Annotated in this window: 23 protein-coding genes; 17 read left to right on the forward strand and 6 right to left on the reverse strand. The window is 73.5% G+C overall.

Going from position 1 to position 23482, the window contains the following annotated elements; translation table 11 throughout:
* Positions 1–66: 66 nt before the first annotated feature.
* Positions 67–2193: a DNA gyrase/topoisomerase IV subunit B gene (locus ACXJKG_RS01045; protein ID WP_456843903.1), complete on the forward strand. Its 2127-nt coding sequence runs from the start codon at positions 67–69 to the stop codon at positions 2191–2193.
* A 4-nt stretch (positions 2194–2197) separates the two neighbouring features.
* Here the strand turns inward: ACXJKG_RS01045 and ACXJKG_RS01050 are convergent, their stop codons facing one another.
* Positions 2198–2677: an AAA family ATPase gene (locus ACXJKG_RS01050; protein ID WP_456843904.1), complete on the reverse strand. Its 480-nt coding sequence runs from the start codon at positions 2675–2677 to the stop codon at positions 2198–2200.
* 85 nt (positions 2678–2762) lie between these two features.
* Here ACXJKG_RS01050 and ACXJKG_RS01055 point away from each other — a divergent pair, with 85 nt between their 5' ends.
* Positions 2763–3794 carry a GNAT family N-acetyltransferase gene (locus tag ACXJKG_RS01055; RefSeq protein WP_456843905.1) on the forward strand — a complete coding sequence of 344 codons (1032 nt, stop codon included), beginning with the start codon at positions 2763–2765 and terminating at the stop codon, positions 3792–3794.
* Between the two features lie 120 nt (positions 3795–3914).
* On the forward strand, positions 3915–4661 hold the full coding sequence (locus ACXJKG_RS01060; protein ID WP_456843906.1) for a lysoplasmalogenase: 747 nt from the start codon (positions 3915–3917) through the stop codon (positions 4659–4661).
* On the opposite strand, the gene ACXJKG_RS01065 is transcribed toward ACXJKG_RS01060, so the two are convergent.
* A complete protein-coding gene (locus tag ACXJKG_RS01065) occupies positions 4662–7136 on the reverse strand; it encodes a DNA gyrase/topoisomerase IV subunit A (protein ID WP_456843907.1) in 2475 nt (824 codons plus the stop codon).
* Positions 7137–7262: 126 nt separating this feature from the next.
* Between ACXJKG_RS01065 and ACXJKG_RS01070 the strand changes: the two genes are divergently transcribed.
* From ACXJKG_RS01070 to ACXJKG_RS01085, 4 genes are read left to right on the forward strand one after another with little or no spacing between them, the layout of a single operon-like run.
* Positions 7263–9986, forward strand: coding sequence for a GNAT family N-acetyltransferase (locus ACXJKG_RS01070; protein ID WP_456843908.1), 2724 nt, complete (start codon positions 7263–7265; stop codon positions 9984–9986).
* A 49-nt stretch (positions 9987–10035) separates the two neighbouring features.
* Positions 10036–10611 carry a DUF5998 family protein gene (locus ACXJKG_RS01075; RefSeq protein WP_456843909.1) on the forward strand — a complete coding sequence of 192 codons (576 nt, stop codon included), beginning with the start codon at positions 10036–10038 and terminating at the stop codon, positions 10609–10611.
* The gene (locus ACXJKG_RS01080) at positions 10608–11810 is read left to right on the forward strand and encodes an alkaline phosphatase family protein (RefSeq protein ID WP_456843910.1); all 1203 of its coding nucleotides are present in this window, start codon (positions 10608–10610) and stop codon (positions 11808–11810) included. The genes ACXJKG_RS01075 and ACXJKG_RS01080 overlap by 4 nt, the downstream gene beginning before the upstream one ends.
* Entirely contained in the window at positions 11810–12454 is a 645-nt protein-coding gene (locus ACXJKG_RS01085) for a thymidine kinase (RefSeq protein ID WP_456843911.1), read from the forward strand. The genes ACXJKG_RS01080 and ACXJKG_RS01085 overlap by 1 nt, the downstream gene beginning before the upstream one ends.
* Positions 12455–12482: 28 nt before the next feature.
* Here the strand turns inward: ACXJKG_RS01085 and sepH are convergent, their stop codons facing one another.
* A complete protein-coding gene (sepH, locus tag ACXJKG_RS01090) occupies positions 12483–13529 on the reverse strand; it encodes a septation protein SepH (RefSeq protein ID WP_456843912.1) in 1047 nt (348 codons plus the stop codon).
* A gap of 112 nt (positions 13530–13641) precedes the next feature.
* Here sepH and ACXJKG_RS01095 point away from each other — a divergent pair, with 112 nt between their 5' ends.
* The 3 genes from ACXJKG_RS01095 to ACXJKG_RS01105 all read left to right on the forward strand — a co-directional run bounded on the left by ACXJKG_RS01095 (position 13642) and on the right by ACXJKG_RS01105 (position 15574).
* On the forward strand, positions 13642–14274 hold the full coding sequence (locus ACXJKG_RS01095) for a trimeric intracellular cation channel family protein (RefSeq protein ID WP_456843913.1): 633 nt from the start codon (positions 13642–13644) through the stop codon (positions 14272–14274).
* A 12-nt stretch (positions 14275–14286) separates the two neighbouring features.
* Positions 14287–15117: an inositol monophosphatase family protein gene (locus tag ACXJKG_RS01100; protein ID WP_456843914.1), complete on the forward strand. Its 831-nt coding sequence runs from the start codon at positions 14287–14289 to the stop codon at positions 15115–15117.
* A gap of 157 nt (positions 15118–15274) precedes the next feature.
* Positions 15275–15574, forward strand: a complete 300-nt coding sequence (locus tag ACXJKG_RS01105) for a DUF4193 domain-containing protein (protein ID WP_056090713.1) — start codon at positions 15275–15277, stop codon at positions 15572–15574.
* Between the two features lie 64 nt (positions 15575–15638).
* Here ACXJKG_RS01105 and ACXJKG_RS01110 read toward each other — a convergent pair whose 3' ends face one another.
* The gene (locus ACXJKG_RS01110) at positions 15639–16091 is read right to left on the reverse strand and encodes a DUF3093 domain-containing protein (protein WP_456843915.1); all 453 of its coding nucleotides are present in this window, start codon (positions 16089–16091) and stop codon (positions 15639–15641) included.
* A 38-nt stretch (positions 16092–16129) separates the two neighbouring features.
* Here ACXJKG_RS01110 and dut point away from each other — a divergent pair, with 38 nt between their 5' ends.
* The 4 genes from dut (at position 16130) to ACXJKG_RS01130 (ending at position 18554) form a co-directional block, all read left to right on the forward strand.
* Positions 16130–16600, forward strand: a complete 471-nt coding sequence (gene dut, locus ACXJKG_RS01115) for a dUTP diphosphatase (protein WP_456843916.1) — start codon at positions 16130–16132, stop codon at positions 16598–16600.
* Positions 16601–16664: 64 nt separating this feature from the next.
* Positions 16665–17420, forward strand: a complete 756-nt coding sequence (locus ACXJKG_RS01120; RefSeq protein ID WP_456843917.1) for a DUF3710 domain-containing protein — start codon at positions 16665–16667, stop codon at positions 17418–17420.
* Positions 17417–17785, forward strand: coding sequence for an OB-fold nucleic acid binding domain-containing protein (locus ACXJKG_RS01125; RefSeq protein ID WP_456843918.1), 369 nt, complete (start codon positions 17417–17419; stop codon positions 17783–17785). The genes ACXJKG_RS01120 and ACXJKG_RS01125 overlap by 4 nt, the downstream gene beginning before the upstream one ends.
* Positions 17778–18554 (forward strand): DUF3159 domain-containing protein, encoded by a 777-nt coding sequence (locus tag ACXJKG_RS01130; protein WP_456843919.1) that lies wholly within the window; start codon positions 17778–17780, stop codon positions 18552–18554. Before ACXJKG_RS01125 ends, ACXJKG_RS01130 begins: the two co-directional genes overlap by 8 nt.
* On the opposite strand, the gene ACXJKG_RS01135 is transcribed toward ACXJKG_RS01130, so the two are convergent.
* Both ACXJKG_RS01135 and ACXJKG_RS01140 read right to left on the reverse strand, forming a co-directional pair.
* Positions 18487–19161 carry a potassium channel family protein gene (locus ACXJKG_RS01135; protein WP_456843920.1) on the reverse strand — a complete coding sequence of 225 codons (675 nt, stop codon included), beginning with the start codon at positions 19159–19161 and terminating at the stop codon, positions 18487–18489. The genes ACXJKG_RS01130 and ACXJKG_RS01135 overlap by 68 nt on opposite strands.
* A complete protein-coding gene (locus ACXJKG_RS01140; RefSeq protein ID WP_456843932.1) occupies positions 19158–19805 on the reverse strand; it encodes a potassium channel family protein in 648 nt (215 codons plus the stop codon). The genes ACXJKG_RS01135 and ACXJKG_RS01140 overlap by 4 nt, the downstream gene beginning before the upstream one ends.
* Before the next feature lie 95 nt (positions 19806–19900).
* Between ACXJKG_RS01140 and ACXJKG_RS01145 the strand changes: the two genes are divergently transcribed.
* The 3 genes from ACXJKG_RS01145 (at position 19901) to ACXJKG_RS01155 (ending at position 23412) form a co-directional block, all read left to right on the forward strand.
* A complete protein-coding gene (locus ACXJKG_RS01145; protein ID WP_456843921.1) occupies positions 19901–21904 on the forward strand; it encodes an APC family permease in 2004 nt (667 codons plus the stop codon).
* Complete coding sequence (locus ACXJKG_RS01150; RefSeq protein WP_456843922.1) at positions 21894–23162, forward strand: class I SAM-dependent RNA methyltransferase; 1269 nt, start codon at positions 21894–21896, stop codon at positions 23160–23162. The genes ACXJKG_RS01145 and ACXJKG_RS01150 overlap by 11 nt, the downstream gene beginning before the upstream one ends.
* 79 nt (positions 23163–23241) lie before the next feature.
* Positions 23242–23412 carry a translation initiation factor 2 gene (locus ACXJKG_RS01155; RefSeq protein ID WP_456843923.1) on the forward strand — a complete coding sequence of 57 codons (171 nt, stop codon included), beginning with the start codon at positions 23242–23244 and terminating at the stop codon, positions 23410–23412.
* The last annotated feature ends 70 nt before the right edge of the window (positions 23413–23482 follow it).

A 23482-nucleotide genomic window follows, 5' to 3' on the forward strand; every position in this document is an offset into this window, starting at 1 on the left:
GCAACACAGCCGTGCCCGGCGGCATGGTGCCGACGGCCTGTCGGCCCCGGCGACTACCATCGGCCCGTGACGACGACCTCCTCGCAGTCCGGCTACACGGCTCGGCACCTCTCGGTGCTGGAGGGCCTCGAGGCGGTGCGCAAGCGGCCCGGCATGTACATCGGGACCACCGACAGTCGCGGCCTGATGCACTGCCTGTGGGAGATCATCGACAACTCGGTGGACGAGGCCCTGGGTGGGCACGGGGACCGGATCGAGATCGTGCTGCACGCGGACTCCTCGGTCGAGGTGCGCGACAACGGCCGCGGCATCCCGGTGGACATCGAGCCGAAGACGGGCCTGACGGGCGTCGAGGTCGTGTTCACCAAGCTGCACGCCGGCGGCAAGTTCGGCGGCGGCTCCTACGGGGCGTCGGGCGGTCTGCACGGTGTCGGCGCCTCGGTGGTCAACGCGCTGTCGGCCCGGCTCGACGTCGAGGTGGACCGCGGCGGCCGCACGCACCGGATGACGTTCCACCGCGGTGAGCCCGGCACGTTCGACGACCGCGGCGTGATCGGCCCCGAGAACCCGTTCGAGCCCTTCGTCTCCGGCTCCGAGCTGGCCGTCGGCGCGAAGGTCGCCCGGGCCCGCACCGGGACCCGCGTCCGGTACTGGGCGGACCCGCAGATCTTCCCCAAGACGGCGGTCTTCGCCTACGACGAGCTGGTCACCCGCGCCCGCCAGACCAGCTTCCTGGTCCCGGGGCTGACCCTGACGGTCCGCGACGAGCGCGGCATCGCGGGCACCCCCGGCGCCGACGGCCCGCACGAGGAGACGTTCCTGCACAGCGGGGGAGTCGTCGACTTCGTCGACCACCTGGCGCCGGACACGGCCGTGACCGACACGTGGCACCTGACCGGGTCGGGCGCGTTCACCGAGACGGTCCCGGTGCTGGACGACCGCGGGCACATGACGGCGCAGGAGGTGTCCCGCACCTGCGAGGTCGACATCGCGCTGCGGTGGGGCACCGGGTACGACACCGAGGTCCGCAGCTTCGTCAACATCATCTCGACGCCCAAGGGCGGCACGCACCTGGCCGGGTTCGAGGCCGGGCTGCTGCGCACCATGCGCAAGGCGGTCGACGCGAACGCGCGGCGCCTGAAGATCTCGGCGCGCGACACCTCCGAGCGGATCGAGAAGGAGGACGTGCTCGCGGGCATGACCGCCGTGGTGACCGTCCGGCTGGCCGAGCCGCAGTTCGAGGGCCAGACCAAGGAGGTGCTGGGCACCGGGCCGGTCCGCGCCATCGTCGCCAAGGTCCTGGACACCGAGCTCGGCGCGATCTTCGTCTCGCCCAAGCGCGACCACAAGGCGCACTCGTCGCTGCTGCTCGACAAGGTCGTCGGGGAGATGCGCGCGCGGCTCTCGGCGCGCAAGCAGAAGGAGATCTCGCGGCGCAAGAACGCGCTGGAGACGTCCTCGTTGCCGGCCAAGCTGGCCGACTGCCGGTCCGACGACGTCGAGCGGAGCGAGCTGTTCATCGTCGAGGGCGACAGCGCGCTCGGCACGGCCAAGCTGGCGCGCAGCTCGGACTTCCAGGCGCTGCTGCCCATCCGCGGCAAGATCCTCAACGTCCAGAAGGCGTCCATCACGGACATGCTGAAGAACGCCGAGTGCGCGGCGATCATCCAGGTGGTCGGTGCCGGGTCGGGTCGCTCGTTCGACCTGGAGGCCGCGCGCTACGGCAAGATCGTGCTGATGACGGACGCCGACGTSGACGGCGCGCACATCCGCACGTTGCTGCTCACGCTGCTGTTCCGGTACATGCGGCCGCTGGTCGAGGCCGGGCGGGTCTACGCCGCCGTGCCCCCGCTGCACCGCATCGAGGTGATCGCCGGAGGCGGGCGCAAGAACGAGTACGTGTACACGTACTCCGAGGCCGAGCTGGCGGCGACGCTCAAGAAGCTGGACCGGTCCGGCAAGCGCTACAAGGACGACATCCAGCGCTACAAGGGCCTGGGCGAGATGGATGCCGACCAGCTGGCCGAGACGACCATGGACCCGCGCCACCGCACGCTGCGCCGGGTGACGGCCGAGGGCGCCCAGCGGGCCGAGGAGATCTTCGAGCTGCTCATGGGCTCGGACGTCGCGCCGCGCAAGGACTTCATCGTCGCCGGTGCCGAGGGTCTGGACCGCAGCCGCATCGACGCCTGAGGTCTCACGAGGCCGGGTCGTCGAACAGCCGCAGCTCGTCCTCGTCGGGCGCCTGGAAGTTCGCCGCCCACGTCTCGAAGTGCTCCCGCGTGATCGGTGCGGCGGTCCACTCGCCGGATGCGGTGCGCCGCTCGGCCCGACGGACGAGCTCGTCGATCGGCGCGGACAGGTAGCGCAGCTCGACCTCCGCGCCGACGGCGCGCGCCCCGAGACGCTTCTCGTCCCGCTCGGCCCGGGCCCAGTGTCCCCACTCCAGGATGACGCTCTGGCCCTGCTCGAGGAGCTCCAGCGTGAGCTCCCACAGCAGCCGCTCCACGCGGTCGCGGAACTCGGCGTCCCACACGTCGCCGCCGAGTCGCGTCACCCACGCGTCCTTGTCGAGCCTGATCGCGGGCAGCTGGGCGGCCAACCGACGGGCGAGCGTGGACTTGCCCGAGGCCGGCAGCCCGCAGATCAGCACGAGCCGCGGCGGTGACGTCGACACGCGAGCCATCGTGCCGGTTCCGAACGTCGGTGCACAGCGCCTTTTCGGTTGCCGTGACGGTGCAGCGGCGGGGATCGTGGCCGTCGTGACCACCACCGACCTCGCGCCCATCGCCGTCCGCGCCGCCGCCCCCGCGGACCTCCCCCTGCCGACCGGCACGCCTGGCCTCACGTGGCGTCCCCTCACGCGGGACGACGTCGCGCCGCTCACCAGGCTCGTCACGGCCGTCGAGGAGGCGGACGGTGCGCCGTACCGCACGTCGGCCGAGGAGATCGACGAGGAGTTCGACGGCGACTGGAAGGACCACGCGCGCGACACGCTCGCCGGGGTCGAGCCCGACGGTGTGATCCGGGCGTACGCGCGCGTCAACCAGCCGCCGGGGGACACGCGGGTGGTCCGTGCCTTCCTCGACGGAGCCGTCGACCCGCAGTGGCGCGGGCGGGGGATCGGTCGGCAGGTGCTGGCCTGGGAGGTGGCGCGGGGTCGGCAGGTGCTCGCGGCGTCCGGCAAGGAGCTCCCCGCCCGGCTCGCCTCCCAGACGGACGACGGGGCCGACGCCACCGCGCGGCTGCTCCGGGCCGCCGGGTTCGCGCCGATGCGGTTCTACGCCGAGATGCGCCGGCCGCTGGACGTCGAGCTGCCGGCGATCGAGGTCCCCGACGGCGTGCGGATCGAGCCGTGGGCCGACGAGCGGGACGACCAGGTGCGGCTCGCGCACAACGAGGCGTTCGCGGACCACTGGGGGAGCGAGCCGCGCACCGCCGATGACTGGGCGCAGGGCCGCAGCATGTTCGCGCCCGCGTGGAGCTTCGTCGCGGTGGACGAGGCGACCGACGAGGTGGCGGGGTACCTCGTGTCGGGACGGTACGAGCAGGACTGGCCCGTCATCGGCTACAAGGCGGGCTACACCGACCTGCTCGGCGTGCGGCGCGCGTGGCGTGGTCGTCGGCTCGCCCCGGCGCTCCTCGCGATCGTGATGGCGGCGTACCGGGCGGACGGGATGGACATGGCCGAGCTCGGCGTCGACACCGCGAACCAGTCGGGGGCGCACCGGCTGTACGAGGGTCTGGGCTACGCGGTGTTCCACAGCTCGACGATGTTCTCGATCGAGCTCTGAAGACGCGCGTCGAAGCGCCTCGCGCACGCCCCCGGCCGGGTTAGCATCGGCGCGGCGGGACGACGGTGTCCGGCCGTTTTCTGTCGCCGGACGAGGGTGTCCGGCCTCGAGGAGGTCGCCGTGGGACGCACGTTGTCCATGGCCGCGCGCACGTGGGTCGCGGTCTTCGTCGTCGTGGTGCTCGTGCAGCTCACCGCGGAGTGGACGGGGGCCGAGGAGGTCGCCCGGGTGGCCCAGTGGCTCCTCATGCCGGCGCTGGCCGCGGTGGTCGCGTCCGCCACCCGATGGCCCCGGGGTCACCTGGTGACGTGGGTCCTGGTCGCGCTCGGTTTCTCGTGGCTGGGCGACCTGGTCCCGTCGTTCGTGGGCGACGGCGCGTCGTTCCTCGTCATGGTCGGCTTCTTCATGCTGGCGCAGGTCTCCTACGTCGTGGCCTTCGCCCCCCATGTGCGGCGCTCCGTGGTCTACCGCCACCCGCTGCTCCTGCTGCCGTACGCCGCGGTGCTGGTCGGGCTGGTCGCCCTCTGCGCCCCGGGTGCGGGCAGCCTGCTCGTCCCCGTCGCCCTGTACGGCGGCGTGCTCACCGCGATGGCCGTGCTCGCCACGGGGCTGGGCAGGCTCGCCACGATCGGTGGGGCGATCTTCCTGCTGAGCGACAGCCTCATCGCCCTCGACGCGTTCGTGCCCTCGTGGGACCTCGCCGGGCAGGGCTTCTGGGTCATGCTCACCTACGTGGTCGGCCAGGGCCTGCTGGCGGCGGCCGTGGTGGTCCGCAACGGCGCCGAGCGCCGAGCCCCGGCGCCGCGGCCGGTCCGGGTGGTGGCGCAGCGCCGGCCCGTGCCCGACAACGTGGTCGCGCTGGTCTGATCAGCCGATCGCCTGCACCGGCGCGGCGAGCGCCGTGCCGGACATGTCGCGGCGGGGATCGAGGGGCGGCAGCTCCACGGGCTGTCCGGCCGAGCCCGTCGCCCAGGCCGGTGCGGCACCGACCCAGGCGAGGATGAGCGCGTCCTCGTTGCGCAGGAACCGGTGTGCCCGCACCCCGCCCGTCGCGCGCCCCTTGCCGGGGTAGGCCTCGAACGGGGTGACCTTCGCGGAGCCCGCCTGCGTGCCGGGCAGCGCCGCGGACGCGCCGGCGACGGTGACGACCACCGCGGAGTCGACGTCGTYGGCCCCCACGGCGCCGAAGGCGACGACGCGCTGACCGGCGGCGAGCTTGATGCCCGCCATGCCGCCCGCCGCCCGGCCCTGGGGGCGCACGGCGGAGGCCGGGAAGTGCAGCAGGGACGCGTCGGAGGCCACCAGCACCAGCTCGTCGGTGTCGGTGACGGCGGCGACGCCGACCACCTCGTCGCCGTCCTTGAGGGAGATCGCCTCCCACGCGTCGCGGTTCCCGGGCACGTCACCCGCGGAGACCCGCTTGACGGTCCCCTGCACGGTGGCCAGCGCGAGCGTCGGTGCGTCGGCGGCGAGCGAGGTCAGGCCGACCACGCGCTCGCGGGGCAGGAGGGTCACCACCTCGCCCAGGGGAACGCCGCCGGACAGGGACGGTGCGCCGTCGGTCGGCGGCAGACCCGGCAGGTCCAGCACCGAGACGCGCACGATGCGGCCCTGGGACGTCACGACGCCGATCTCGGCGCGCGCGGTGGCCGCCACCGACGACGTCACCACGTCGTGCTTGGCGCGGCGGGCACCCTCGACGCGGGCCGGCAGGTCCTCCGACGCTGTCCGAGCCAGCAGGCCCGTGCCGGACAGGAGCACCCAGCAGGGGGTGTCGGCGATCTCGAGCGGTGCGGCGGCTCCTCGGGCGGCCGGTGCACCGGTGACGGACGTGCCGCCGGCGGACTCGAGCAGGATCGTGCGCCGCGGCGTGCCGTAGGTCGCGGCCACCTCGGCCATCTCGTCGGAGACGAGGGCGCGCAGGCGGACGTCGTCGCCGAGGATCTCGCGCAGCTCCGCGATCTCCTCGGCCAGCTGCTGCTGCTCCTTCTCCAGCTCGATCCGGGAGAACCGGGTCAGCCGGCGCAGGCGCAGCTCGAGGATGTACTCGGCCTGCGGCTCGGAGAGGTCGAACACGGTGCGCAGGCGGGCCCGCGCGGTGTCGGCGTCGTCCGACGTGCGGATCACCTGGATGACCTCGTCGATGTCGACGATCGCGACGAGCAGGCCCTCGACCAGGTGCAGGCGCTCGAGCCGCTTGGCCAGCCGGTACTCGGAACGGCGGCGCACGACGACGAGCCGGTGCTCCACCCAGACCACGAGCAGCTCGCGCAGGCCCAGCGTGCGGGGCTGGCCGTCGACCAGGGCGACGTTGTTGATCGAGAACGAGTCCTCGAGCGGGGTGTAGCGGTAGAGCTGCTCGAGCACGGCCTCGGGGTGGAAGCCCGTCTTGATCTCGATCACCAGGCGCAGGCCGTGCTGGCGGTCCGTGAGGTCCACGGCGTCGGAGATGCCGGAGAGCTTCTTGTTCTGGACGCCCTCCTTGATCTTCTCGATGACCTTCTCCGGGCCGACCGTGTACGGCAGCTCCGTGATGACGATGCCCTTGCGCTTCGGCGTGACGTTCTCGATCCGGGCGGTCGCCCGGGTGCGGAACGCGCCGCGGCCCGTGCGGTACGCCTCGCGCACGCCGTCGAGGCCGACGATCTTGCCGCCGGACGGGAGGTCGGGGCCTGGCACGAACCGCAGCAGGTCCTCGAGCGTCGCGGCGGGGTGCATCACCAGGTGACGGGCGGCGGCGATCACCTCGACCAGGTTGTGCGGCGCCATGTTGGTGGCCATGCCGACGGCGATGCCGGCCGCGCCGTTGACCAGCAGGTTCGGGATCGCGGCAGGCAGCACCTCGGGCTGGGTCAGCTTGTTGTCGTAGTTCGGCACGAAGTCGACGACGTCCTCGTCGAGCCCGGTGGTCATCGCCAGTGCCGCGGGCGCCATGCGGGCCTCGGTGTACCGGGGCGCGGCGGGTCCGTCGTCGAGCGAGCCGAAGTTGCCGTGGCCGTCGACCAGGGGCAGGCGCAGCGAGAACGGCTGGGCGAGGCGGACCATCGCGTCGTAGATGGCCGCGTCGCCGTGGGGGTGGAGCTTGCCCATGACCTCGCCGACGACGCGCGCCGACTTCACGTACGGGCGGTCGGGCCGCAGGCCCATGTCCGACATCTGGAAGAGGATGCGCCGCTGCACGGGCTTGAGGCCGTCGCGGGCGTCGGGCAGCGCGCGCGAGTAGATGACCGAGTAGGCGTACTCGAGGAACGAGCCCTCCATCTCGGCGGCGACGTCGATGTCGACGATGCGCTCGACGAGGTCCTCGGGCGGGAGGTCGGAGGTCGCGGGGCGACGCGCCATGGGTGCTGCTCCTCGGGGGCCGGTCTGCGGTGCGGCGACCATTGTGGACCGTGCCGGCGCTCCGACGGGCCGCGGCGCGCTGACTTGAGGCCACGGGGGGCGGCACGCCGCACTAGCGTGACTCTCATGGCGGACGTCACGGCTGACGGCCTCCCGCGACCGGTGCCCTCGTACCCGGCCTCGTGGGAGGCGGACGTCGTGCTGCACGACGGGTCGACCACGCACGTGCGACCCATGCGGCCCACCGATGCCGACGCGCTCCAGGCGTTCCACGTCGCACAGTCCGAGCGGTCGACCTACCTGCGGTTCTTCGCCCCGCTCGAGCGGCTCCCCGAGCGGGACCTCGAGCGACTGGTGAACGTCGACCATGTCGACCGCGTCGCGCTCGTGGCGGTCTCCAGCGGGGCCGACCCGGACGCGGTCGAGCAGATCATCGGGGTCGCGCGGTACGACCGGATCGGCGACGACGAGGCCGAGGTGGCGTTCAACATCGCCGACGCGCACCAGGGGCGGGGGCTCGGGTCGGTGCTGCTCGAGCACCTCGCCGCGGCGGCCAGGGAGCGGGGCGTGCGCCGGTTCGTCGCGGAGGTGCTGCCGCAGAACGGCCRCATGATCGGGGTGTTCCGGGAGGCGGGCTACGAGGTCCGCCAGGTCACCGAGGACGGCATCGTCGCCGTCGGGTTCGACATCGACCCGACGGACCGGTCGCTCGCCGTGATGGCGGACCGCGAGCACCGGGCCGAGGCGCGCTCGATGCGGGACCTCCTGCACGCGGACTCGGTGGTGGTCGTGGGGCCGGGCGCCGAGCGGGCGGAGACGTTCGCGGGGCGGCTGGCCGCGAGCGTCCTGGCCGACCTGCTCGCGGGGGACCCGTCGGTCGCCGTGCACGCAGTGGGAGTTCACGGGACGGCCTCGGACCTGCGCCTCGCCGACGTGCCCGGGCCGGTCGGGCTCGCCGTCGTCGCCGTCCCCGCCGAGGAGGCGACGGACGTGGTGCGCGGCCTGTCCCGGCTGGGCGTGCGCGGGGTCGTCCTGCTCACCGCCGGGTTCGCCGAGGAGGGGCCCGACGGCCTGGACCGGCAGCGCGCGCTCCTGCGGGCGGCCCACGGCGCGGGCATGCGGGTGGTGGGGCCCGGCTCGTACGGCATCGTCTCGACGCGGTCGGGCGGCCTGCAGCTCAACGCGTCGTTGGCCAGCACGCCGCCGGCGCCCGGCCGGATCGGCCTGTTCTGCCAGTCGGCACCGCTCGCCGTCGCGGTGCTGGCGGCGGTCCGACGACGGGGGATCGGGCTGTCGCAGTTCGTGTCGGCCGGGCACCGCGCCGACGTGTCGGGGAACGACCTCATGCAGTTCTGGGCCGACGACGACGGCACGGAGGTCGTCGGCCTGTACCTGGAGTCCCTGGGCAACCCGCGGAAGTTCTCCCGCGTCGCGCGGCGGCTCTCGCTGATCAAGCCGGTGATCGTGGTCACGGCGGGTCGCTCCGGGCAGGTCGTGCCGCCGGGGCACGCGGTGCGGCCGACCCACGCCCCGCCCCGCACGCTCRCCGAGATGCTGCGGCAGTCGGGCGTGGTCCGGGTGGAGAACACGCACCAGATGCTCGACGTCGCCCAGGTSCTCGCGCACCAGCCGCTGCCSGCSGGSCGSCGYACGGCGATCCTGGCSAGCTCCGCGTCSGTSGCGGCSCTCGTCGCCGAGGCYGTGGCGGCSGCCGGKCTSGTGGTCAGCGGGCACGTCCAGCTGCTGCCCGAGGACGCGTCGCCGGACCGCGTCCGGGCGGCCGTCGACGAGCTCTACGCGACGCAGGACAGCGACGTCGTCGTCGTGGTGCGGATCCCGACCGTCGGCGGCCCGGACGTCGCGCTGCAGGAGGCCGTGGCGCGCGCGGCGGCGCGGTCGGGGCGGACGACCGTCGCCTGCATGTACGACCTGCACGGGCTCACGCCCGAGCTGACCGCGGCGGACGACGACGGCCGGCAGTGGACCGTGCCGGCGTACAGCACCCCCGAGGACGCGGCGCTGGCGCTGGGCCACGCCGCGCGGTACGCGGGCTGGCGCGCCGGGGACCGCGGTCGGCCGCTGCACCCGRCCGGTGCGGAGACGCGCGTCGCACGCCGGCTGGTGGCGGGCTGGCTGGCCGCGGAGGAGCCGGGGCAGGCGCTCGCGCTCGACAGCGCCCGGACCGCCGAGCTCCTGGCGGCGGTCGGCGTCTCCGTGCTGCCGAGCACCCGCGTGCACGACGCGGACGAGGCCGTCGCAGCCGCCGAGCAGCTCGGGTGGCCGGTCGCCCTCAAGACGACGGTCCCGGCCCTGCGCCACCGGGCCGACCTCGGCGGCGTGCGGCTCGACATCGCCGACGAGTCCCAGCTGCGCACCGACGTCACCCAGGTGCTCGCGCTCGCGGCCGGTCACCAGGGCGCCGACGACGACGAGCCGCTGGAGGTGCAGGTGATGGCGCCGCGCGGCTCCGCCTGCGTCGTGCGGAGCGTCGAGGACCCCCTGTTCGGCCCGATCATCAGCTTCGGGCTCGCCGGCGACGCCTCGGACCTGCTGGGCGACATCGCGTACGGCGTGCCGCCGCTGACCGACGTCGACGTCGCGGAGCTGATCCGCACGGCCCGGGCCGCGCCCCGGCTCTTCGGGTACCGCGGACTGCCGGCCCTCGACGTCGCCGCGCTCGAGGACCTGGTCGCCCGGGTCGCCGTCCTCGCCGACGACCTGCCCGAGCTGCGCTCGCTCGAGCTCAACCCCGTGGTGGTCTGGGAGCACGGTGTCGTGGTGCTCGGCGCCCGCGCTGCCGTGTCCCGGGCGGACCGTGCGGACGCCACCCGACGGCTGTCGAGGGTGTGACGCCGTGCGAACTCGCAGGAGTCGGCCCCCGAGGTGGGAGGATGGGCGGGTGCCCGCTGCTGCTCCCGCCCTGCACCACGATCTCCACCGTGCCGGCTACTACCCGGAGCTCGTCGTCGACGTGCTCGACGTAGCCCTCGCCGACGAAGAGATCGTGGCTCACCTGGTCCATCCCGAGACGACCTTCGACGCCGCCGAGGTGCGCCGCCACGTCACCGTGCTGGTCCTGACGCCCACGCGCCTCGTCGTCGCCCACGTCGACGACCACCCGGCCGACTCCGAGCACCCGTCGGCGTCGGCGTCCGCGACGACCGAGGCCGTGCCGCTGGCCGAGCTGACGTCCGTGGCGCTGACGCACGTGGTGCCGCTGCCCGAGAAGCACGTGCCCGGCCAGCCCGCCCAGGAGCTGACGCTCGTGATCGGCTGGGGCGCCGTCTCCCGCGTCGACCTGGAGCCGGCCACCTGCGGCGACCCCAGCTGCGACGCCGACCACGGCCTGACCGGCACGCTCGCGCCCGACGACGTCGTGGTCCGGGTGAGCTCCGCGGCCGAGGGGGTCGACTCGGTGCGCGCGGCCACGGCGTTCGCCCGGCAGCTGTCGGCGGCGAGCGCCCGGGCGCGATGACGGACCTCGAGGCGCCGACGTCGCTGACCTCCACGTCGCCACGTTTGCGTGCGGAGCTCGCGGCTGCCGATCTCGTGGCGCCGAACTCGCTCTACCCGTGCCTCGGTCGCGTCCTGCCCGCCGTCGCCGGTGCGATCGGCGTCGACTCCGTGCCGGACGCCGCTCTGTCCCAGGCGATGCTGAGCCTCCCGTCGGCCTCCCGGGTGTGCGTCGTCCTGGTCGACGGGCTCGGCCACGCGAACCTCGCCGAGCGCGCCGGCCACGCACCCTTCCTGCGCCGACGGCTGGGGGACTCCACACCGCTGACCAGCACGTTCCCGTCGACGACGGCGACCGCGATGGGCACCTTCGGCGTCGCGCTGCCGCCCGGTCGCACCGGGATGCTGGGTTACACCGTCCGGGATCCCGCGACGGGCGAGCTGGGCAACCTGGTCAGCTGGACGGGGCTGCCCCCGGCCCGGGAGTGGCAGCGCGAGCTCACCGTGTTCGAGCAGCTCGTCGCGGCGGGGACCACCGTGACGAGCATCGGTCCGGCGCGGTTCTCGGGCTCGGGGCTGACCGAGGCCGCCCTGCGCGGCCCGACCTACCGGGCGGCCGAGTCCCTCGAGGCCCGGGTGGACGCGACGGTGGACGCGCTGCGCAAGCCGGGCGTCGCGTACCTCTACTGGGGGGACGTCGACAAGGCGGGCCACCACCACGGCTGGGGCTCGTGGCAGTGGGGTGACGCCCTCGCCGCGCTCGACAGCGAGCTCGGCCGGCTCGCGCGGATGCTGCCCCGCGACACCGTGCTGCTGGTGACCGCCGACCACGGCATGGTCGACGTGGACCGCGCGGAGCGCTGGGACGTCGCCACGGACCGGGCGCTGGGCGAGGGCGTCGAGCTGGTCGCCGGCGAGCCCCGCGCGCTGCACCTGCACCTCGCACGCGGTGTCGACCCGGCGACCGTGGCCGACCGCTGGCGCGACGTGCTGGGCGGGTCGGCCGTCGTCGTCACGCGGGCCGAGGCTGCTGCCGAGTCGTGGTTCGGGGAGATCTCCGCGCACGTGCTGCCGGTGATCGGCGACGTGGTCGTCGCGATGACCGGCCGGGCGACCGTCGTGGACTCGCGGACCCAGACGGCGGCCTCGCTCGACCTCGTCGGCGTGCACGGGTCCCTGACCCGCCTCGAGATGCTCGTCCCGTGCGTGGTGGTCGCCTGATGGCCGAGCTGGTCTTCTTCTCGGGCACCATGGACAGCGGCAAGTCGACGCTCGCGCTCCAGATGCACCACAACCACGCGGCCCGGGGCCGGGACGGCGTGCTGTTCACCCGGCAGGACCGGGCCGGCGCCGCGACCATCTCCTCGCGGCTCGGCCTGACCCAGAGCGCCCACGAGGTCGACGACACCACCGACTTCTGGTCGGACGTCATCTCGCGGCGGACGCACGGGCAGCCCGTCGACTACCTGATCGGCGACGAGGCGCAGTTCTACACGGCCGCCCAGGTCGAGCAGCTCGCCCGCGTCGTCGACGAGCTCGCGGTCGACGTCTACGTGTTCGGCATCTCGACGGACTTCCGGGCCCGACTGTTCCCCGGCGCCGCCCGGCTGGTCGAGCTGGCCGACCGGGTCGAGATCCTGCAGGTGCGCGCGCTGTGCTGGTGCGGCGCTCGGGCCACGCACAACGCCCGGACGATCGGCGGCACCATGGTCGTCGAGGGTGCTCAGGTGGTGGTCGGTGACGTCGAGGCCGACGCCGACGAGGTCGCCTACGAGGTCCTGTGCCGCCGGCACCACATGCGTCGGATGACGGCCGCGGCCGCCCGCGCGTCGTCGTCGTCGACCAGCGTCGAGCTGAGCCGCTGAGCCGCTGGAGCCGCTGGAGCCCTGAGCCCTACTCGGGCTTCGCGCCGAAGACGATCTCGTCCCAGCTGGGCACCTTGGCGCGGCCGCGCCGGCCACGGGGCCGTTCGGTCTCGTCGTGCTCGGCCGCGGGCGCGGCGGGCGTGGTGACCGGCTCGGGGACGGCGGCCGGCGGGGGATAGACGACGGCCTCGTCGGGGGCGTCGACGGGGTGCGCGCCCGGCACCGAGGTGTCCAGCCGACCGAAGTCGAACGCGTGCTGCGGGCCGAACCCCTCGAACGCCTCGGCGTCGTCGTCGTCGTCCTCGTCCCCGAGCTCGACGGCCTGGCGGACGCCGCGGCGGCTGCGCAGGTCGTCCAGCAGGGACGCGGTCTCCTCGTGCGGGTCGGGCGTCGGCTCGACGGGCTCCACGGGCTCGCTGTCGTCCTGGCGCAGCGTCGGGACGTCGCCCTGGAAGTCGAAGACGACGTCGCGGACCGCCGCGAGGTGCCGCCGCGAGACGGGCTCGTCCGCGATCTCGGTCTCGGAGAGCCAGCGGGCCTCGTCCTCGTCGGCCACGACGGTGCGCTTGGCCGGGTCGAACGTCCAGCGGGCCTCGTGCTCGGCGTCGCCGACGGCGAACCTCGCGAGCACGACCCACGGGCCGGACGCGTCGCGGGCGGCGTCCCAGGCGAGCGAGCCGAGGTCGACGCCGCGCGCAGCGAGCCGGTCCGTCACCAGGTCGCCGAGCGTCGGCGCGCCGATGTCGCGACCGACGCGCGTGCCCCGGGCCTGTTCGGCGATGTGCTCGCGCTCGGCCAGCACCGGACCCTCGTACCGCCGCACGCGCTCGATGGGCAGGCCCGCGTCGTCCGCGACCTCCTGGGTCGTGGCGCCGGCGCGGATGCGCGCCTGGATCTCCCGGGGGCTGAGCGTGCCGGCGCTCTCCGCGCGCAGCTGCTCGAGCTGCGGTCGGTCGCGACGCACAGCAGCCCGCAACGGCTCGTCGATGCGCAGGCGGAAACGCGCCCCGTCCGGGGCCACCAGGACGAGATGCTCCCCGTCCTCGTGCAGACCCACCAGCTCCAGCTCACCCATGCGACCTCCCGGTAACTCGGCACGAGCCTGCCACCGATCGGCCGCGACGGCGCGCACCCCGGACGGTGCGCCGCGCATCGGCTGCCGGGCCGTCGCTGCGATGATTCCCCGCGTGGACACCGACATCCCCCTCGAACCGGTCCTCGAGCTCGTCGGGGTCTTCGTCGGTTCGATGTCCGGCGCGCTCGCCGCCGTGCGCAAGCAGTTCGACGTCTTCGGCATCCTCGTGCTCGGCTGGGCGGCAGGGCTGGGCGGCGGCATCCTGCGGGACGTGCTCATCGGGGCGGTCCCGCCCGTCGGCATCTCGAACTGGCGCTTCATCGTCACCGCCGTCGCCGGCGCGGCCCTCATCTACTTCTTCCATCCGCGGCTCGAGCGCGCGCGGCGGTTCATCGTGGTGCTCGACGCGGGCGCGCTCGCGCTGTTCAGCGTCGTCGGGACGACCAAGGGGCTGGAGTACGGCACGACCCTCACCGCGGCCGTCATCGTCGGCGTGATGAGCGGGGTGGGCGGGGGAGTGCTGCGCGACCTGCTCTCGGGCGAGGTGCCGGTGGTGCTGCACCACCGGCAGCTGTACGCGATCCCGGCGCTGCTCGGCTCGACGGCGACGGCCGTCCTCTGGTGGCAGGGCGCGCTGACCACCGCGACGAGCGTCACCGTCGTGGTCGCCATCTTCGCCCTGCGGGTGCTCGCCCTGCGCTACCAGCTGAAGGCTCCCGGTCCGTGGCGCGGCACCGTCCGCTGACAGGATGAGCGGGTGAACCCCGACGATCCCGACCAGGTCCGCCCGCTCGTCGCCGTGGCCGAGACCCTGGCCCGCGAGGCCGGCGCACTGATCCTCGAGGGCCGGCGGCAGCACGTGTCCGTCGCGGCGACCAAGTCCAGCGCCCAGGACGTGGTGACGGCGATGGACCTCGCGTCCGAGGCGCTGCTGCGTCGCCGGCTCGCGGAGCTGCGTCCCGACGACGGGATCCTGGGCGAGGAGGAGGGCTTCGAGAGCGGCACCTCCGGGATCACGTGGGTGGTCGACCCCATCGACGGGACGGTCAACTACCTCTACGGGCTGCCCGCGTACGCCGTGTCGGTCGCGGCGGTCGTCGGCCCTCCGGAGCCCGCATCGTGGACCGTCGTGGCCGGCTGCGTGTTCGCCCCGGAGGACGGTCGGTCGTACACGGCGGGGCGTGGGCTCGGCGCGCGGCTCGGCGGGCGCGAGCTGCACGCGAACCCCGCGCGACCGTTGATCGACTCCCTGGTGGGCACGGGATTCGGATACACAGCCGCCCGGCGGCGGTCACAGGCGCGGATCGTCTCAGAACTGTTGCCGCAGGTACGTGATATTCGTCGCGTCGGATCGGCCGCGCTGGACCTGTGCACCCTCGCCGCCGGGGGGCTCGACCTGTACTTCGAGCGCGGTCTGCAGCCGTGGGACCTCGCCGCCGGCGCCTTGGTCGCGCAGGAGGCAGGTGCGCAGGTCACGGGCCTGCGCGGGCAGCCGGCGCAGGAGTCCATGACCGTGGCCGGTTCGGCCGAACGGGTGACGGAGCTGATCGCCCTCCTGGAGGGCCTCGGCGCCGATTCCGACGTCTGAAAACGCTCCCACGGCAGGTGTGACGAAAATGGTCGCGCGTCCGGTTCGCTCGTGGCTCGAAAGTGGTGCAGAATCCCACCGCGCGGGAACAAAAAGCACGTCGCCTGCATTGATCCGCGTACGAGATTCCATCCAGACACGGAGTGTGACGCCACACATGGCTACCGACTACGACGCCCCGCGCAAGACCGAGGAGGACCTGAGCGAGGACTCGCTCCAGGAGCTCCAGGCTCGGCGCTCCGACAAGAACTCGGGCGTGGTGGACGAGGACGAGACCGAGGCGGCCGAAGGGTTCGAGCTCCCGGGCGCGGACCTGTCCGGCGAGGAGCTCTCTGTGCGCGTCCTTCCTCGGCAGGCGGACGAGTTCACCTGCTCGAGCTGCTTCCTGGTGCACCACCGCAGCCAGCTCGCCTACGAGCGCGACGGTCGACCCGTCTGCTCCGAGTGCGCCGCCTGAGCAGCTCCACCGAACCACGACTGACCTGAGGGCCGGTCATCCCGCACGACGGGGTGACCGGCCCTCAGGCGTGCAGGGCAGCGGCGAGCTCGGCCGGGTGGCGGGTGGAGACGACCCAGTAGGGCGTCGGGTCCTGCGGGTCCCGGAGCTCCACGCGCACGGCCGTGTGGATCCAGCCCCGCAGCACCAGGTGGGCGCGGGCGTCGAGGCGGGGGCCCAGCTCGGCCTTGGTGGCGGCGGCGTCGAGCGGGACCGCCGCGCCGAGCAGGCTCACGGGGATGCGCGCGGAGCCCGCGCGGAACGTCCCGTCCGTCACCTCGACCCGTGGAGCGGCGACGACGAGCACCGCAGCGCCGACGCCGACGACCGCCAGCCCGATCACGGCGGCGAGCCGCACGTCGACCGGGACGAACGCGATCGACATCATCAATGCGAAGACGACGAGCAGCACCCAGCCGAGCGGACCGAGCCACAGCCGCTCGGCGTACGGGGGTGCGGTGGTGTGCGCGGGGGGCATGCACCCAGCATCCCATCCGGCGGGTAGGGTCTGGCCCCGTGACGGCCGACCCCAGCACCGAGGTGCTCCTGCTCCGCCTCGACCCCGACCTGCCCGCACCCGCGTACGCGCACCCCGGTGACGCCGGCGCCGACCTGGTCTCCAGGATCGACGTCGTCATCCCGCCGCAGGGCCGGGTGACCGTGCCCACGGGCGTGGCCATCGCGCTGCCGGACGGGTTCGCCGCGTTCGTGCACCCGCGCTCGGGCCTGGCCATGCGGCACGGGCTGACGATCGTCAACGCGCCCGGCACCGTCGACGCCGGCTACCGCGGCGAGATCGCGGTGACCCTGCTCAACACGGACGTCGAGCACGCGCTCGAGCTGCACCGGGGCGACCGCATCGCGCAGCTGGTCGTCCAGCGCGTCGAGCGGGTGCGTTTCGTGGAGGTCGAGCAGCTGCCCGGGTCGCACCGCGGCGAGGGTGGCTTCGGCTCCAGCGGCGGCTGGAAGGCTGCACCGACCGCGTAGGTCGGGACTACTGTCGAGACGTAGGCAACTGATGCGCGCGGGCGCGTCGAAGAGGAGTGAGCACGTGGCGCTGTTCCGGCGTGGTGGGAAGGATCCCGCCACCGATGACGCGGTGACCGAGGCCGAGGACGTCGACGCGACGAGCACGGTCGACGACGAGACCGACGTCGAGCCGCCCGCACCCGTCGCACGCACGGGCGGCCCGTGGGACTCCTCGCAGGTCGACGACGACCTCCCGCGGGTGGACCTCGGGGCGATCCTGCTGCCGGGGCTCCAGGGCATGGAGCTGCGGATGGAGATCGACAAGGCGACCGACGTCGTCTCCGCGGCGTCGATCCTGCTCGACGGCTCCTCGCTGCAGGTGCAGGCTTTCGCCGCGCCGCGCACCGACGGCATCTGGGACGAGATCCGCGCGGAGATCGCCGAGTCGGTCACGCAGCAGGGTGGCTCGGCCGACGACCTGCCCGGGCCGTTCGGCCGCGAGCTCCTGGCCCGGCTGCCCGTCCGCACCCCCGAGGGCCGCACCGGCCACCGGCCGGCCCGCTTCATCGGCGCGGACGGCCCCCGGTGGTTCGTGCGCGGCGTGATCACCGGGCGCGCGGCCGTGGAGCCCGCCGCCGCGACCGCGCTCGAGCAGCTCTTCGCGGGCATCGTCGTGGTGCGTGGCACGGACGCCCGCCCGCCGCGTGACCTGCTGACGCTGCGGCTCCCCGGTCCGGGGACGCCGAACCTCGAGCCCGCCGCCCCGTCGGAGGGCACGCCCGCGACGCCGGACTTCGACCCGCTGACCCGCGGCCCCGAGATCACGGAGATCCGATGAGCCTCAAGGAACGCCTGAAGAAGGCGGTCGCCTCCCAGGCCGAGATCGAGGCCGACGAGGAGCGTGCCGACGCGCACCGCTCGGTCGGCTGCACGCCGGTCGACCAGCTGACGGACCGCTCGCGGGCGAGCGTCTCCGGTGTCATCCGGTCCGTCACGCTGCGCCCGCGCGAGGGCGTCCCGGCGCTCGAGGCGGAGCTGTACGACGGCAGCGGCTCGCTGGACCTGGTCTGGCTCGGCCGCCGCGAGATCGCCGGTGTCACGCCCGGCCGTCGCCTGAAGATCGAGGGCCTCGTGTGTCTCATCGACGGCCGGCGCACCGTGTTCAACCCGCGCTACGAGCTGCGGCCGCGTCCCGGTGAGTGAGCCCGGGACCGGGGACCCGCGGGAGCCGGACGACGCGGAGCGCCTCCTGGAGGCCGTGGATGACGTCGTCGACCCGCAGGACGGCCCGGTGCGGGGCATGCGCGTGCTGGCGTCGGACACGTTCTCGGCCTCCGACGCCGTCGGCGGCACGCGGGGGATCGTCGAGTCCGTCGCGCCCGGTCTGCTGTTCGTCGTCGTGTTCGTCGCGACCGGGCAGCGGCTCGCGCCGGCGCTCGTGGTCGCCCTGGCCGCCGCGGTGATCACCGTCGTCGTGCGGCTCGTGCAGCGCCAGCCCCCGACGATGGCGTTCGGCGGCTTCCTCGGCGTCGCGATCGGCGTGTTCTGGGCGTGGAAGACCGGCAACGCGAAGGACTTCTTCGCCTACGGGCTGTGGGTGAACGTGTCGTGGTTCCTCGGGACGCTGCTCACCGTCCTCGTCGGCTGGCCGCTGGTCGGACTCGTCGTGGGGCTCTTCTCGAAGGCGGGGCCCCTCAACGACGGCGGCTCGTGGGCGGGGGCCGTCGCCTGGCGGCACGACCGGCCGCTGCGCAGGCGCTACGCGCTCGCCACGCTGCCGTTCGTCGCCCTCTTCGGCCTGCGCCTGGCCGTCCAGCTGCCGCTGTACCTCAGCTCCGAGGTCACGTGGCTGGGCACGGCCAAGCTGGTCATGGGCCTGCCGGGGACCGCGCTGGCGCTCTGGGTCAGCTGGCTCGTGGTCCGCGGGTCAGCAGCGCTTCCAGCTCAGCCTCGTCCGCTTCCCGAGCCGTGACGAACAGCAGCTCGTCCCGGCCCTCGAGCGTGTCGTCGGCGCTGGGCGCGATCGGTCGCGCGTCACGCACGATGCACGCGAGCACGGTGTCAGCCGGCCACTCGATCTGACCGACGCGGACCCCCGCGAGCGGCGAGTCCTCGGGCAGCGTGAGCTCGAGGATGTCCGCGCGGGACTGGTGGAACGTGAAGATCCGCACCAGGTCGCCGACGGTCACGGCCTCCTCGACCATGGCCGTCATGATGCGCGGCGTCGACACGGCGACGTCCACGCCCCAGGCCTCGTCGAACATCCACTCGTTCTTCGGGTTGTTCACGCGCGCGACCGTGCGGGGGACGCCGAACTCCGTCTTGGCCAGCAGCGAGATGACCAGGTTCRCCTTGTCGTCGCCGGTCGCTGCGACGACCACGTCGGCGTCCTCGGCCTTGACCTGGCGGAGCGTGGGGAGCTCGCACGCGTCGGCCAGCAGCCAGTCGGCGTCGGCGACCTGCGAGACCCGCATGGCGGACGGCTGGCGGTCGATGAGCGTGACCTCGTGGCCGTGCCCGAGCAGCTCGCGTGCGATCGAGCGGCCGACCGAGCCGGCACCCGCGATGACGACCCTCATGCCTCCACCGCCGGGGGTGTGGTGAGGACCCGTTCGACCAGGGCGGACGAGTCCGCCCGCATGAGCACGTGCACGGTGTCGTTCTCCTGCAGGACGGTGGTGGACGTCGGCAGGATGCCGTCGCCGTAGCGGGTGACGTACGCGACGCGGGCGCCGCTGGCCTCCTCGAGGGTGCGCAGCGGCTTGCCCACCCAGCCCTCGTGGATGTCGATCTGCGAGAGCTGGATCTGGCCGGACGCGTCGCGGTACTCGTCGGAGGCGCCCATGGGCAGCAGGCGGCGCAGGACCTGGTGGGCCGTCCACGTCACGGTCGCCACGGTCGGGATGCCGAGGCGCTGGTAGATCTCGGCGCGGTGGGGGTCGTAGATGCGCGCGACGACGTTCTCGATGCCGAACGTCTCGCGCACCACCCGCGCGGCCAGGATGTTCGAGTTGTCGCCGTCCGAGACGGCGGCGAACGCGAAGGCGTCCTCGATGCCCGCCTGCGTGAGCGTGTCGCGGTCGAAGCCGAGGCCCGTGACCTTGTTCCCGCCGAAGTCGACGAGGCGCCGGAACGCCTCAGGGTTCTGGTCGATGACCGAGACGGAGTGTCCGTTGTCCTCGAGGCTCTTGGCGAGGGTCGCCCCGACCCGGCCGCATCCCATGATCACGAAGTGCACAGTGCGGCACGCTATACCGTGACGGGGCTCGCCGGTGCGTGTGGTGTGGCCGGCCCCCGGCGGGCCTAGCATTGCGCATCGTGTCGGACCTCTCGGATGCCGCCAAACGCCTGTTGCTCGGACGTCCCGTCCGCAGTGACCTGCTCGGCCACACTCTCCTGCCGAAGCGCATCGCGCTGCCGGTGTTCGCGTCGGACGCACTCTCGTCGGTGGCGTACGCGCCCGACGAGATCCTGCTGACGCTCTCCCTCGCCGGCGCGGCCGCCCTGGTCGTCTCGCCGTGGGTCGGTCTCGCGGTGGTCTTCGTGATGGTGGTCGTCGTCGCGTCGTACCGGCAGAACGTGCACGCCTACCCCTCCGGCGGCGGTGACTACGAGGTCGCCACGACCAACCTCGGCCCCAACGCCGGCGTGACCGTGGCCAGCGCGCTGCTGGTCGACTACGTGCTCACGGTGGCCGTGTCGATCTCGTCGGGCGCCCAGTACGCCGCCACGGCGTTCCCGCCGCTGAGAGGGCACGAGGCGGCGTTCGCGGTGGGGCTGGTGGTCCTGCTCACGGTCGCCAACCTGCGGGGCGTCAAGGAGTCCGGGAGTCTCTTCGCCATCCCGGTCTATCTGTTCATGTTCGCGATCGGCGCCGTCGCCCTGGTCGGCGCGATCCAGCTGTTCACGGGCAACCTGCAGATGGCGGAGAGCGCGAAGTTCGAGCTGGCGCCGTCCGCCGCCTTCGACCAGGGCCTCACGGGCCTGGCCGGCTTCTTCCTGATCCTGCGCGCGTTCGCGTCGGGCTGTGCCGCGCTGACCGGCGTCGAGGCCATCAGCAACGGCGTGCCGGCGTTCAAGAAGCCCAAGTCCAAGAACGCCGCCACCACGCTGGCGCTGCTCGGCGGGCTCTCGATCACGATGATCATGGCGATCCTGCTGCTGGCGCGCGCGACGGGCGTGATGTTCGCCGACGACCCGCAGACCCAGCTGCTGGAGAACGGCGTGCCCGTCGGCGAGTCCTACGTCCAGCACCCCGTGATCAGCCAGCTCTCGTCCACCGTGTTCCACAGCGTCCCGTGGATGGCGGTGTTCGTCGCCATCGTCACGGGTCTCATCCTCGTGCTCGCGGCCAACACCGCGTTCAACGGCTTCCCCGTGCTCGGCTCGATCCTGGCGCGCGACGGATACCTGCCACGGCAGCTGCACACCCGCGGCGACCGGCTGGCGTACTCCAACGGCATCGTGACCCTCGCGCTGGTCGCGATCGTGCTGATCATCGCGTTCGACGCCGAGGTCACGCGCCTGATCCAGCTGTACATCGTCGGCGTGTTCGTGTCGTTCACGGTGAGCCAGCTGGGCATGGTCCGGCACTGGACCCGGCACCTGCGCACCGAGCCGGACCCGGCGACCCGCGCGCAGATGAAGCGTTCGCGCATCATCAACTCGGTCGGCCTGGTGATGACCGCGACGGTGCTCGTCGTCGTCCTCATCACCAAGTTCACGCACGGCGCGTACATCGCGATCCTGGCGATGGTCGTCGTGTTCGTGCTCATGCAGTCGATCCACCGGCACTACGCCCGTGTCCGCGAGGAGCTCGCGCTCGGCGCCGACGCCGAGTCGGCCCGGGCCCTGCCCAGCCGGGTGCACGCGATCGTGCTGGTCTCGCACCTGCACCGGCCGACCATGCGGGCGCTGGCCTACGCCCGGGCCTCCCGGCCGCAGGTGCTCGAGGCGGTCACGGTGGGGGTGGATCCGGAGGACGTCGTCGCGCTGCGCGAGCAGTGGGAGGCGCTCAGCATCCCGGTGCCGCTGCGCGTGCTCGACTCGCCGTTCCGCGAGATCACGCGGCCCGTGCTGACGTACGTCCGCTCGATCCGGCGGGACAGCCCGCGGGACCTGGTGGTCGTCTACATCCCCGAGTACGTGGTCGGGCACTGGTGGGAGCAGCTGCTGCACAACCAGAGCGCGCTGCGGCTCAAGGGCCGGCTGCTGTTCACGCCGGGCGTCGTCGTGGCCTCGGTGCCGTGGCAGCTGGCGTCCTCCGAGGGGCAGACGGGGCTCGAGGACCCCGTCCGGGGTACCGTTCCGCGTGGCTACTGAGACTGCAGACGACCGCTCGCTCGACCTCGTCGAGCTCGAGATCGGGCCGGTGGCCCACGGCGGGCACTGCGTGGCTCGGCACGACGGGCGCGTGATCTTCGTCCGGCACACCCTGCCCGGCGAGCGCGTCCGGGCCCGCCTGACGGACGCCGGGGACACCGCCAAGTTCTGGCGCGCCGACGCGGTGGAGATCCTCGAGGCGTCCCCGGACCGGGTCGAGTCGGCGTGGCCGGCCGCGGGTCCCGGTGGCGTCGGCGGGGGAGAGCTGGCGCACGTGGCCCTGCCCGCCCAGCGGGCGTGGAAGGCGGCGGTCCTGGCCGAGCAGCTGCGGCGGCTGGCCAAGCTCGACCTCGAGGTCCCGGTGCAGGCCGCGCCCGGCGACGACGAGCGCGGCGGGCTGGGCTGGCGCACGCGCATCGACCTGGTGACCGACGCCGAGGGTCGCGCGGGCATGCACGGCTTCCGGTCGCACGACATCCACCTGCTCGACTCGATGCCGCTGGCCAACGAGGCGATCGCGGCGCTCGACCTGTTCGGTCGCCGCTGGTCCGGTGGCGCGCGCGTCGAGGCGATCGCGCCGTCGAGCGGTGACGCGCCGCTCGTCCTGGTCGACGGCGCGCCCTTCGACGTGGGCCGCGGGCGCATGGACGGGCGCCCGAACGCCCGCACGGCCGTCAAGGAGCACGTCCAGTCCGGCGAGGTCGGCTACGACTTCCGCGTCGCCGGCGCCGGCTTCTGGCAGGTCCACCGCGAGGCGCCGGACCTGCTCGTCGCCGCGGTGCTCGCCGGGCTCGGGGACGTCGACGGTGCGGCCGTGCTGGACCTCTACTCGGGGGCGGGGCTGTTCACCGCGCCGCTGTCCGACGCCGTGGGCGAGACCGGCGAGGTCGTCTCGGTCGAGGGTGACGCACGCGCCGTGAAGGACGCACGCCGCAACCTGCACTCCCGCGCCAACGTCGAGCTGCACTCCGGTGACGTCGCCCAGGTGCTCTCCGGCCGGGTGGACTCCGACTCCGACGTCGTGCACGCCGACGCCGTCGTCCTGGACCCGCCCCGGACGGGCGCCGGTCGCAAGGTGGTCGCCGGCATCACCGAGCTGCGCCCTGAGCGCGTGGTCTACGTGGCCTGCGACCCGGCGGCCCTGGCCCGGGACATCGCCCTGTTCGCCGACGCCGGGTACGCGCTGGCGGACCTGCAGGCATACGACCTCTTCCCGATGACGCACCACCTCGAGGCGGTCGCCGTCCTGACCCGATGAGTGGGTGCGGGCGGTGGTGCAGCGGGCTAGCGTGGGAGGAGACGCCGGACCGCGCGGCCCGGCAGAGGGGAGCGGCACGGTGAGCGAGAAGGATGCGGTGAGCCGGCTGGCGGAGGCCAAGCGGCTGGTCACCCAGGAGCTGCACAAGCAGGGCACGCCCGACTACGACCCGCGGTCGCACCAGCGCGCGATCGAGGCCGAGCGCAAGGCGCAGGACGCGGTCGACGCGGAGCGGGCCGCCCAGCACTGAGCACCACCGACGCACGCCGCTGGGCCCCCGCGGGCGCGCGCCACGCCGACGTGGACGCGCGTGCGCGGGG

Source organism: Cellulomonas sp. P5_C6 (genome assembly GCF_054049635.1).